Raw genomic sequence first — 11803 nt, forward strand, 5'->3', positions numbered from 1 at the left:
TGCGTCAGGAGGGTGGCAGGAGTCGAATCAGCGGCCGCGTGCCGGCCCTCCCGGCACCCAGCCAATATCCCGCTGCAGGTTGTGCGGCAGCTCGTTCATGATCCGTTCGCCAATTTTGCGGCGCCTGCGTAACCGATAGGCCTCCGTCCAGCGCCCTAGCGCCCGCGTGATCGGATTTCTCACAGTCACCATGACTCATCCTCCATAATGGCACCGGAGGATTATCTCACGCCCGTGGTGACAACGTTTTGTCAGGAGGCTGAAGGCCCAGGATCACTCTTCTCGCTGCACGGGAACCGTGTAGTTGAGCGGGAGCCGACCACCGTCGGCGTAAATGGTCTGGCCGGTAATATAGCTCGCATCGTCGGATGCAAGAAACGCGGCAATGGCCGCAATTTCCTGCGGATCGCCGATACGGCCGAGCGGCGTTCGGGACAGGATGCGGTCCCGCCCTTCAGGATCACCATTCACCGCGGTCAGCATGTCCGTCATGATCGAGCCGGGCCCGATGGCGTTTACCCGGATGCCATAAGGCGCAAGCGCAAGCGCCATCACCCTGGTCAGCTGATTCACACCGCCTTTCGAGACGGAATAGGGCACTTCATTCGCGATGGCAAAAACCGCATTGACCGACGACATGTTGACGATCGCTCCTGGCGCCCCCCCCGTTCTCGACCTTCTCCACCATGAAACGCGCAGCCGCTTGGCCGACCAGGAAAGCCCCCTTGAGATTCACCCGCAGCACGCGATCGAAATCGTCTTCCTTCAATTCCAGGAAAGTGGCGCTGTGGCTGATGCCGGCATTGTTCACGAGGATATCGATGTCCCCGAGCGTGTCGATCGTGAAGGCCGTCAGATTGTGCACATCGAGGCTCTTGCCGACATCGGCTTTGACAAACCACGCTTCTCCGAGCTTCTCCAAGTCCTTGAGCGCGCGGGCACCCTTCTCTCCATCGATATCAGCGATCACGACGCGCGCGCCTTCCCGCAGAAAGCGTTCGGCTATAGCGTAGCCGATCCCGCCCGCACCCCCTGTCACCACCGCTGTTTTCCCGTCCAGGGCCATTGCCGATGCTCCCTCTCTCAACGGAGAAAACTGGTCTGCCGCAATGGCGCGGTCAAGCCGGTGCTCGCTTTTCGAATGCAGCTGAAATCTCGTCCAGAACGGCAGGATCGTCGATCGTGGCCGGCATGTTCCAGGTTTCGCCGTCAGCGATCTTCTGCATGGTGGCCCGCAGGATCTTCCCGGACCGGGTCTTGGGCAGGCGCTTGACCGCTACAATGCGTTTGAAGGCCGCCACCGGCCCGATCCGTTCCCGCACCATCGCAACGAGCTCTGCCTCGATCTCATCCAGCGGACGCAAAGAGCTGCTCCTCATGACGATGAAACCGCAGGGCACTTGCCCCTTCAGCCCGTCATGCACGCCAATCACCGCACATTCAGCCACGTCCGGGTGTTCGGCAACGATCTCCTCCATCGCGCCGGTCGAAAGCCGGTGGCCGGCGACGTTGATGATGTCGTCGGTACGCGACATGATGAAGATATAGCCGTCTTCGTCGATGAAACCGGCATCGGCGGTTTTGTAATAGCCCGGAAAATCCGTGAGATAAGCCTCCCGAAAGCGGCGATCCGCGTTCCAGAGCGTCGGCAGCGATCCGGGAGGGAGAGGTAGCTTTATGACGACATTGCCGAGGGCATTGGGCGCCGCCGGAAAGCCGTTTTCATCGAGCACCTGGACGTCGAAGCCGGGCATCGCAACACCGGGAGAACCATATTTCACAGGCAGCATGCCGAGTCCGACCGGATTCTGGCTGATCGGCGCGCCGGTCTCCGTTTGCCACCAGTGATCGATCACCGGCCTGCGCAGGCATCGCTCCGCCCATTTCACGGTGTCGGGATCCGCCCGCTCGCCGGCGAGGAACAATGTTCGGAACCGCGAGAGATCATGCCTGCCGATGAATTCGCCCTCCGGATCCGCAGTGCGGATGGCGCGGAAGGCTGTGGGAGCGGTGAAGAGCGCGGCGACTCCGTGTTCCGCGATCACCCGCCAATAGGCGCCGGCGTCGGGCGTACCCACCGGCTTTCCTTCGAAAAGGACGGTCGTACATCCATGCAGCAACGGAGCATAGACAATGTATGAATGCCCGACGACCCACCCCACATCCGATGCGGCCCAGAACACCTCGCCCGGCTCTATGCCGAATTCGTTCTGCATGCTCCATTTCAGCATGACCATATGGCCGCCATTGTCGCGCACGACGCCCTTAGGCCGGCCCGTCGTACCCGAGGTATAGAGGATATAAAGCGGGTCGGTCGCCGCCACTGGTACGCATGGGACGTCGGTGTTGCGCTCCGCCGCGACCGCTTCCGCATACTCCACGTCGCGGCCCGGAACGAGCTCACACGTCTGTTCGGGACGCTGCAAGATGATGCATCGTAGCGGCACCTGAGCCATGTCGATCGCTCTGTCGAGCAGCGGCTTATAGGAAACGACACGGCCGGGCTCGATCCCGCAGGAGGCGGAGATCACGAGCTTCGGTTTTGCATCATCGATGCGGGTTGCCAGTTCCGGCGCCGCAAAGCCGCCGAATACGACCGAGTGAACGGCGCCTATTCGGGCGCAGGCCAGCATCGCAAAGACGGCTTCAGGCACCATGGGCATATAGATGATGACCCGGTCACCCTTGCCGACACCCTGCCTCAGAAGAACGGCGGCCAGCGCCTCCACCTCCGATTTCAGTTCCCGATAGGTGAAGCTCTTCTTCCGGCCTGTGAGCGGGCTGTCATGAACAAGGGCGGCCTGTTCGCCGCGTCCGCGTTCGATATGCCGGTCGACCGCATTGTAGCAGGTGTTGCAGAGCCCTCCGGTGAACCAGCGGCCATACACCCCTTGGTCGGGGTCAAAAACCCGGTCAAAGGGCTTGAACCAGTCGACGGCGCTTGCCGCCTCGGCCCAGAAAGCTTCAGGGCTTTCCTTCCATCGGCCATAAACGTCGTGATAACGCGAGACCATGCAGCCTTCCTCCCTTCGGCTGAGCATGATTCAAATCTATAGGGGAGGAACGGTCCGCGTAAACTCGACTTGCGGCGGAGAAGCGCTCTTTGACAACACACCTGAAATAGGATCAAACCGGGCGGGACTTTACCAGCCGGCCTGCCACATGACCAAAATCCTGTCACTGCTGATCGTGGCCGCCATGATCCTGCACCTCATCCGGCCGCTGGGCCTGCCTGGCCTGCGACAGCGGCGGGATTTCTGGAAGCTTGCCGTTATCGCGCTGCTGGCGATAGCGGCGACTGTCGGGCTGAGTCATTTGAGAGGCTGAAAGGCGGCCAGTCGGCCGCCTGCCTCCCATAGCCGCTAAGCGGCAGCTTCCAGATCCTGCTTCCAATCACCACGCGCGGCAAGCCCGTTCATGCGCGCCCGATGCGCGAAGGCGCGCTGGCCGGCCGCCACATTCTCGCTCTTGCCGCCCCAGGCCTTCAGCGCAGCTGCCTGCAGCGCCCGGCCATAGGAGAAGGTGAGCTTCCACGGCATGGAATATGAAGCGTTCATGATCGAGAGATGAGCGGTTGCCTCCTCATCGGACTGACCGCCGGAAAGGAAAGCGATGCCCGGCACCGCAGCTGGTACCGTCGCCTTGAGGCAGCGTACCGTCTTCTCTGCTACCTCCTCGCGCGAGGCCTTACGTGCATTCTTGCCGTCGATCACCATGTTCGGCTTAAGCACCATGCCTTCGAGCGAGACACGGGCATCGTAAAGCTCGGCGAAGACCGTCTTCAGCACGCACTCGGTGACCTCATAGCAGCGGCCGATGGAGTGGTCCCCCGGTGCGCCATCCATCAGGACTTCGGGCTCCACGATCGGCACAATACCGGCCTCCTGGCACAGGGCAGCATAGCGGGCGAGTGCCTGCGCGTTCTGCTTTACGGCGCCCCAGCTGGGAAGGTCCTCGGAGATGGCGATGACGCCGCGCCACTTAGCGAAACGGGCACCCAGCTCATGATATTCCTTGAGACGCTCGCGCAAGCCATCCAGACCTTCCGTGATGGTTTCGCCCGGAAAGCCTGCCAGCGGCTTGGCGCCTGCATCGACCTTGATGCCGGGCACCGCGCCGGAACGGCTGATGATCTCCACGAGCGGCGTGCCGTCCCGGGCTTGCTGGCGCAACGTCTCGTCATAGAGAATGACGCCTGAGATGTAGTTCCGCATGGCCTCATCGGCGCTGAACAGCATCTCGCGATAATCGCGGCGGTTGTCGGCGGTCGATTCGAGGCCGATCGTATCGAAGCGCTTCTTGATCGTGCCGCTGCTTTCGTCCGCCGCCAAAATCCCCTTGCCGTCGGCTACCATCTTGGCCGCGATATCTTCCAGCCTCTCGCTCATCCTACGTCTCCTGTCTCAACACATGCCGAATACCAGAAGCGGGGTAAAAACGGAATGGCAGCTAAAGTTCCCTAATCGATTGAAATGTAACGAATTATTTCTCGAAGAGGGGAGTCACCCCTGCAAGGCTGCCACGCCCGGAAGTTCCTTGCCTTCCATCCATTCGAGGAACGCGCCGCCGGCGGTGGAGACATAGGTGAAATCGTCAGCCACATCGGCGTGGTTGAGCGCCGCCACCGTATCGCCCCCGCCCGCAACCGAGATCAGAAAGCCATCTTTCGTGCGCTCTGCGGCGTATTGTGCCACCTCGACGGTTGCCCGATCGAAGGGCTCGATTTCGAATGCTCCGAGCGGGCCGTTCCATACCAGCGTGTGGGCACGATCCAGCCACTCCTTGACCTTCTCGATCGATTTCGGCCCCACGTCCAGGATCATGGCATCCTGTGGGATGGCGGAAATATCGACCGTCTCGTTTTCGGCTCCTGCTTCGAACTTCCGGGCCACCACGGCATCGACAGGCAGGATGATCGCGCAACCCGCAGAGGCCGCATCGATCATGATCTGCTTTGCGGTAGCTGCAAGATCGTGCTCGCAAAGCGATTTGCCGACCGCCGTGCCGCGAGCGGCAAGGAACGTATTCGCCATGCCGCCGCCGATGACGAGAGCATCGACCTTCTTCACCAGATTCGTGAGCAGGTCGATCTTGGTGGAGACCTTGGCGCCGCCGACGATCGCCACGACCGGCCGTTCCGGCTTCCCCAGGCCCTTCTCCAGCGCTTCGAGCTCGGCCTGCATGGTGCGACCGGCATAGGCGGGCAGGAGACGCGCCAGCCCTTCCGTGGAGGCGTGCGCGCGATGAGCGGCGGAGAAGGCGTCGTTCACATAGATGTCGCCGTTTTGGGCGAGCGCCTTCGTGAATTCCGGATCGTTCTTCTCCTCTCCCGCATGAAACCGGGTGTTTTCGAGAAGCAGGATATCCCCGTCGGCCATGTCGTCTACAGCCTTCGCGGCTGCTTCGCCGATGCAATCCGCCGCGAAATGGACGCGCCGGTCGAGGACGGCCTCCACTGCGTGCGCAATCGGTCTAAGTGAAGATTCAGGATCGGGCTTGCCTTTGGGCCTGCCGAAATGGGCAAGGAGGATGACCTTGGCGCCCTTGTCGGAGAGTTCCGTGATGGTCGGCGCAACGCGCTCGATGCGAGTGGTATCCGTCACCTCCCCATCCTTCACCGGCACGTTCAAGTCAACGCGCAGGAGCACACGTTTCCCCGTAATGTCCTTCAGGTCGTCCAACGTCTTGAAACCGGCCATGACTCTCTCCTCGAATGGCAATTCGCGGGGAACATACAGTCCGCCCTGCGTCAGGCAAGGCAGATTTACTCCTTCGCGCCCTCGCCCGCTTCTCCCACGGGGGCATTCCGACGGCCGCGCCAGCGTTGAATCATATCCCAAAGACGGCTGAGCGCCTCTCCGACGCTGATGAAAACCGGGACCTGTGGCGGGTGCGCAGGCGGCTCGACGGAGAGCCCGATCGACGTTATCTGCCCATCCTCATCCACATCGCGCACGATGAGCTCGATGCTTCCCAACGGAACCCGGTCACCATATTCCGCACGCCCGCCCAGCTTCATCCGCACGAAATCGGCAATGGTGAGGGCTTGATCTTCCTCACTCAGCCCCAGAGCATAGGCCGCCTCGATATCAGACATGGGGCGCTTCGGGTCCACCGCGAAGGCGCCGAAAAATTCCGCATCCTCCGGATCCACCTCGGTCGGACTTGCGAAGAGCCGGTCAAGGAGGCGCGGATAGCGACCCGGCACGAAGATGTAGACGCGATCGCCGGCCATCAGGCGCCCGGCATACTGGTAGGCCATGGACCGCCCGTCGCGCACCACGAGAGAAGGTCGAGCCCAACGCGGAATGCGCTCGCCGCGCTCCACCGGGCTCCCGGCCACCACACGGTAGGCAAGGAGCTCGTGATGTGCCGAGCCCGGTAGCTCCAGCTCTACCTTGTCCACCGGGCCGATGCGCGGCGGCACGACCATGCCGAGCCGGCGCGCTACCGGGCGGATGCTCCAGCCCTGAAGCACGAGCGAGATGAGCACGACGATGAAGACAATGTTGAAGATGGCCCGGCCGCCCTCCACTCCATCCATGATCGGCAGGAGAGCGAGCAGTATCGAAACCGCGCCGCGCAGGCCGACCCAGGAGATGAATGCGGTCTCGGCCTTGGTGAAGCGAAATGGAGCGAGGCAGATCGTGACCGCGATCGGGCGGGCCACGAAAATGAGAAAAAGGCCGATGAAGAGCGCGGGTAAAAGGATATCGCCGAATTGCGACGGCGTGGCGAAAAGGCCGAGCACCAGGAACATGATGATCTGCGCCAGCCAGGTCACCCCGTCCTGAAAGCGCTTCAGCATGCCGGTCGAGCGCATGCGGGCGTTACCGGCCACCATGCCGGCGACGTAGACGGCCAGAAAGCCAGACCCGCCGATGGCACCGCTGAGGGCAAACACGAGAAGCGAAAGCGCCAGGACGAAGATTGGCAGAAGCCCTTGTTCCAGGCTAAGCCGCATGACAAGGCGGACGATCATGTACCCGCCGATGAAACCGACGGCGAGGCCGAGCACCATCTGCTGCAGGAACCCCAGCGCGACCTCACCGGCAAGCGCGCCCGGCTCCAGCACCCTGCCGGAATCGATGAGGCTCACGAGCGAGAGCGTGAGAAAGATCGCCATGGGATCGTTCGAGCCCGATTCCACCTCGAGCGTGGAGCGCACCCGGTCACGCACGGAAATATTGCCTACGCGCAGGAGGAAGAAGACGGCCGCCGCATCCGTCGACGCAACCGCTGAACCGAGCAGGAAGGACTCGAGCCAATCGAAACCCGCCGCATAATGGGTGGCGAGGCCGAGGACCCCTGTCGTTATCACCACACCCAAGGTTGCAAGCACGATGGCCGGGGCAGACGCGGAACGAAAGCTCGCAAACGACGTACCGAAACCGGAATCGAAGAGGATCACGGCCAGCGCCAGGGACCCTACGAAGAACGCCAGCGAGGCATTGTCGAAATCGAGACCCAGCCCGTCGGTGCCGGCAGCAAGCCCGATGCCGAGAAAGATAAGAAGCAGCGGCGCGCCAAAGCGGAACGCGACCAGGCTGGAAAACGCGGCGAACAGCACGAGTGCTGTCCCGATAAGGGTGATAAGATAAATAGCCTGATCCATAGGCTCTCTAGAATGAGGGCGATGCGGCTAAAGTGGGGTAAAAATATCGGCCTGCGCAAGGCAGCTCTGAAAGAAAAAGGGCCTGGCGAATGGCCAGGCCCTTTCTATGAAAATCTTCGTGATCCTCAGGCGAGGGTCTTGGCGATCACAGCCGTCACGTCCGCCATACGGTTGGAGAAGCCCCACTCGTTGTCGTACCAGGACATCACGCGCACGAGCCCCCCATCGATCACTTTCGTCTGATCGAGTGCGAAGGTGGATGAGGCAGGATTGTGGTTCAAGTCGATCGAGACCAGCTTGTCCTCGGTGTAGGCGAGGACGCCCTTCAACGGGCCTTCGCTTGCCGCAGCCACCAGCGCCTGATTGACTTCCTCGGCGGTCACGCTCCGCCTGGGAACGAATTTGAAATCGATAACCGAGACATTGGGCACCGGCACGCGGATGGAGACGCCGTCGAGCTTGCCCTTCAGCTCCGGCAGGACCAGGCCGACGGCCTTTGCTGCGCCGGTCGAGGTCGGGATCATCGACATGGCTGCCGCGCGGGCGCGGTAAAGATCCTTGTGCATCGTGTCCAGCGTCGGCTGATCGCCGGTATAGGCATGCACCGTTGTCATGAAGCCGCGTTCGATACCGAAGGATTCATGAAGCACCTTGGCCACTGGGGCCAAGCAGTTCGTGGTGCAGGATGCGTTGGAGATGACCAGGTGGTCCTTGGTGATCTTGTCGTGGTTCACGCCATAGACGACCGTGAGGTCGGCACCGTCAGCAGGAGCGGAGACAAGCACGCGCTTTGCGCCGGCGGCAAGATGCGCCGAGGCCTTGTCCTTTGAGGTGAATATGCCCGTGCATTCGAGCACGATATCGACGCCCAGATCCTTCCACGGAAGATTTGACGGATCGCGCTCGGAGAGAACCTTGAAGGAATCGGAACCGATCTGGATGTTGTCGCCTTCGACCTTCACCTCGCCCGGAAAGCGGCCATGCACGCTGTCGTAACGCAGCAGATGCGCATTGCTCTCCACAGGCCCGAGATCGTTGATGGCGACCACATCGATGTCCTTGCGCCCCGATTCATAGATGGCACGCACGACATTGCGGCCGATGCGGCCAAATCCGTTAATGGCTATTTTGATGGTCATGAACTACCTCCGGCGAGCTTGAACGCCATGCTCCCTGGCATGGCGGGACGCCGATTTCATGGCGCCCTGTTGAAGAAACCGTGCGCCGGGCTGGACAGCCCGGCTGCAAACCTCAACCGCGCAGGCGCGCCTCGGCAGCTTCGACTGCGGCTTCGGCAGTGATGCCGAAATGCTTGTAGAGCTCCGGCGCGGGTCCGCTGGCGCCAAAACCATGCATGCCGATGAAGATACCGTCGACCCCGATGAAGCGGTCCCAGCCTTGCCGCACTCCGGCTTCAATGGCGATGCGCACCGGCGCATTGCCGAGAATGGCCTGCTGATAATCGTTCGGCTGCAGTTCGAAAAGCTCGAAACAAGGCACCGACACCACGCGCGTGGGGTATCCGCGTTCTTCCAGCATGGCTCGCGCCTCCATGGCTATCTCCACCTCCGAGCCGCTGGCAAAGATCGTCACCTTCGCATCGTCGCTGGCCGGCGAAAGCTCATAAGCTCCGCGCGCGCACAGGTTCTCCTCCTCGAAATCGAGGCGAACCGGCTGAAGCTTCTGGCGCGTCAAGGCAAGCGTGGAGGGCGTCTTTTTCGATTCCAGCGCGAGCTGCCAGCATTCCGCCGTTTCTGTGGCGTCGGCCGGGCGGAAGACATTGTGGTTCGGGATCGCCCGCAATGCGGCTAGATGCTCCACCGGCTGGTGCGTCGGGCCGTCCTCGCCGAGCCCGATCGAATCATGCGTCATAACGAAGATGGAGCGGATATGCATGAGCGAGGCCAGACGCATGGCCGGTCGCGCGTAATCCGAGAATGTCAGGAATGTGCCGCCATAGGGGATCAGGCCGCCATGCAAGGCGATCCCGTTCATGGCGGCGGCCATGGCATGTTCCCGGATGCCGTAATGGATATAGCGGCCCGAAAAATCCGTGGGCGTGATCGGCTTGGTCTGGGTCGTCTTGGTATTGTTCGAACCCGTCAGGTCCGCAGATCCGCCGACCGTTTCGGGAACACACTCATTGATGACCTCGAGGGCCATTTCGGACGCGTTGCGGGTCGCGACAGCCGGGTTATCCTGGGTGAGCTTCTTCTTATAATCCACAATCACACTTGGGAACGCTTCGGGGAGGTCGCCGCGCATGCGCCGATCGAATTGCACCCGGGTTTCCGTATCCGCGGCGGCGAGCCGCTTCTCCCATGCACCCCGCTCCTTGGCCGAGCGCAGACCGGCAAGCCGCCAGTCGTCGAGAATGTCGGATGGGACGACAAAGGGCGGCGAGTCCCAGCCCAGGGCAGCGCGCGTCTTGGCGATCTCGTCCGCTCCGAGCGGAGAGCCGTGCACCTTGTTGGTGCCGGCCTTGGTCGGTGCACCGTAGCCGATGGTCGTGCGGAATGCGATCAGCGTCGGCCGATCGGATTGGCGCGCGCTCTCGATGGCTGCCGCGATGGCGTCCGGGTCATGCCCGTCGGCCCGCAGCGTGTTCCAGCCCGAAGCGGCGAAGCGCGCACGCTGATCGGTCGAATCGGCGAGCGAAACGGGACCGTCGATGGAAATATGGTTGTCGTCGAAGAGGACGATGAGCTTGTTGAGCCGGAGATGTCCGGCCAGCGTCAAGGCCTCCTGGCTGATGCCCTCCATCAGGCAGCCGTCGCCCACCAGCGCATAGGTGTAATGGTTGACGAGGTCGTTTCCGAACTGCGCATTGAGCATGCGCTCGGCAATCGCCATTCCTACCGCATTGGCAAAGCCCTGGCCGAGCGGCCCTGTGGTGGTCTCGATGCCGGCCGCAAAGCCATATTCGGGATGGCCAGCCGTGCGAGAGCCGAGCTGGCGGAAGTTCTTGATCTCATCGATCGTGATGTCTTCGTAGCCCAGCAGATAGAGAAGCGAATAAAGGAGCATGGAGCCGTGGCCGGCGGACAGTACGAAGCGGTCGCGATCCGGCCAATGGGGGGTCTTCGGATCGTGCTTCATAAACCGCGTGAAGAGCACGGTCGCGATATCTGCCGTGCCCATGGGAAGGCCCGGATGTCCGGACTTCGCCTTCTCGACGGCATCCATGGAAAGGAAACGGATCGCATTTGCCATCCGGTCGTGTTTTTCGCGTGAGATCATGTCCGCTCGCTGGTCGGCTGCCGGTCTATCGGGCATTGTCGGGCTCGCGCCCGCAAAAGCAGGCGACACATAGCAGTTGCGCTGCCCAAGTCAATAAACCGCGGTGGGCACAGATGGTTCGCCCCTTCTCCTCCGAAAGGGTTGCCGCCATGAGTTTTCGCGAGCAAACCGGGGGATTGCCTGCCCAACGTGTTGACTGGCGATTCAACCGGCGCGTAATCTTTTGCGGATAAAATCTTCTGATTGCGCGCTATTCGCGGGCGGGGGCGGCCGGGGATGTTTGCGATGAGTGGGGAAACCACGCTGAGAGAAGTTCTCATACGCCTCGGGAAGGCCATCGACAGCCTGGAAGCTGCAGCCGAGGCCAGGCTTGAGCGGGAGCGCGACTTTTCCGAAGCCGAGGCGGAAGTACAGCGCATGGGCGCCGACCGCGCCCGGCTTGCGCAGGAAATCGACAAATCGGAAGCGCGCGCTGAGCGCCTTGCGGAGGTGAATCGCGAGGTATCGCGCAGGCTGGTGACGGCGATGGAAACCATCCGCGCCGTTCTGGATCGGTAGGACTATGGCCCAGGTAACGGTTACCATTGACGGCAAAGCGTATCGGATGGCCTGCGAGGAAGGGCAGGAAGAGCACCTCATCGAGCTCGCACAACGATTCGACCAGTATGTCGCACATCTGAAGGACTCGTTCGGCGAGATCGGCGACCAGCGCATCACCGTCATGGCCGGCATCATGGTGATGGACGAGCTTTCCGAAATGCAGAAGCGCATGCGTGGCCTGGAGAGCGAGATCGCCACTTTGCGCAAGACGCGTGACGATGCCCTTCTTAAGGCGGACCAGAACGATGCCGCGCTGACGGGCGCGCTCACCCAGATCGCCGAGCGCATAGAATCGGTTGCCGCAAAACTGGCGGGCTCGTAAGAAGGCCGCCAGCAACTGACGGACGC

At 61.9% G+C, this 11803-nt stretch carries 10 protein-coding genes and 1 pseudogene; 3 read left to right on the plus strand and 8 right to left on the minus strand.

Going from position 1 to position 11803, the window contains the following annotated elements:
* Nucleotides 1-27: 27 nt before the first annotated feature.
* From CHEJ32_RS27240 to CHEJ32_RS0121375, 3 genes and pseudogenes are all read right to left on the minus strand, one after another.
* A complete protein-coding gene (locus CHEJ32_RS27240) occupies nt 28-192 on the minus strand; it encodes a hypothetical protein (RefSeq protein WP_156936765.1) in 165 nt (54 codons plus the stop codon).
* 81 nt (nt 193-273) lie between these two features.
* Nucleotides 274-1066, minus strand: a pseudogene (locus CHEJ32_RS25665) (SDR family NAD(P)-dependent oxidoreductase).
* Nucleotides 1067-1118: 52 nt separating this feature from the next.
* Nucleotides 1119-3014: a propionyl-CoA synthetase gene (locus CHEJ32_RS0121375; protein WP_028035602.1), complete on the minus strand. Its 1896-nt coding sequence runs from the start codon at nt 3012-3014 to the stop codon at nt 1119-1121.
* Between the two features lie 148 nt (nt 3015-3162).
* Between CHEJ32_RS0121375 and CHEJ32_RS27490 the strand changes: the two genes are divergently transcribed.
* The gene (locus CHEJ32_RS27490; protein WP_198023900.1) at nt 3163-3327 is read left to right on the plus strand and encodes a hypothetical protein; all 165 of its coding nucleotides are present in this window, start codon (nt 3163-3165) and stop codon (nt 3325-3327) included.
* Between the two features lie 35 nt (nt 3328-3362).
* On the opposite strand, the gene CHEJ32_RS0121385 is transcribed toward CHEJ32_RS27490, so the two are convergent.
* The 5 genes from CHEJ32_RS0121385 to tkt all read right to left on the minus strand — a co-directional run bounded on the left by CHEJ32_RS0121385 (nt 3363) and on the right by tkt (nt 10855).
* On the minus strand, nt 3363-4388 hold the full coding sequence (locus tag CHEJ32_RS0121385; RefSeq protein WP_028035603.1) for a class I fructose-bisphosphate aldolase: 1026 nt from the start codon (nt 4386-4388) through the stop codon (nt 3363-3365).
* 114 nt (nt 4389-4502) lie between these two features.
* Nucleotides 4503-5699: a phosphoglycerate kinase gene (pgk, locus tag CHEJ32_RS0121390; protein WP_028035604.1), complete on the minus strand. Its 1197-nt coding sequence runs from the start codon at nt 5697-5699 to the stop codon at nt 4503-4505.
* A 65-nt stretch (nt 5700-5764) separates the two neighbouring features.
* A complete protein-coding gene (locus CHEJ32_RS0121395; RefSeq protein WP_028035605.1) occupies nt 5765-7615 on the minus strand; it encodes a potassium/proton antiporter in 1851 nt (616 codons plus the stop codon).
* Between the two features lie 125 nt (nt 7616-7740).
* Nucleotides 7741-8754 carry a type I glyceraldehyde-3-phosphate dehydrogenase gene (gap, locus tag CHEJ32_RS0121400; RefSeq protein WP_028035606.1) on the minus strand — a complete coding sequence of 338 codons (1014 nt, stop codon included), beginning with the start codon at nt 8752-8754 and terminating at the stop codon, nt 7741-7743.
* A 112-nt stretch (nt 8755-8866) separates the two neighbouring features.
* The gene (gene tkt, locus CHEJ32_RS0121405) at nt 8867-10855 is read right to left on the minus strand and encodes a transketolase (RefSeq protein WP_028035607.1); all 1989 of its coding nucleotides are present in this window, start codon (nt 10853-10855) and stop codon (nt 8867-8869) included.
* Nucleotides 10856-11140: 285 nt separating this feature from the next.
* Here tkt and CHEJ32_RS0121410 point away from each other — a divergent pair, with 285 nt between their 5' ends.
* Together CHEJ32_RS0121410 and CHEJ32_RS0121415 are read left to right on the plus strand one after the other, a co-directional pair.
* Nucleotides 11141-11413 carry a DUF4164 domain-containing protein gene (locus CHEJ32_RS0121410; protein WP_028035608.1) on the plus strand — a complete coding sequence of 91 codons (273 nt, stop codon included), beginning with the start codon at nt 11141-11143 and terminating at the stop codon, nt 11411-11413.
* Between the two features lie 4 nt (nt 11414-11417).
* Nucleotides 11418-11777 carry a cell division protein ZapA gene (locus CHEJ32_RS0121415; protein ID WP_028035609.1) on the plus strand — a complete coding sequence of 120 codons (360 nt, stop codon included), beginning with the start codon at nt 11418-11420 and terminating at the stop codon, nt 11775-11777.
* Nucleotides 11778-11803 lie beyond the last annotated feature (26 nt).

This window comes from Chelativorans sp. J32 (assembly GCF_000518985.1).
In the GTDB taxonomy this organism is placed as follows: Bacteria; Pseudomonadota; Alphaproteobacteria; order Rhizobiales; family Rhizobiaceae; genus Chelativorans.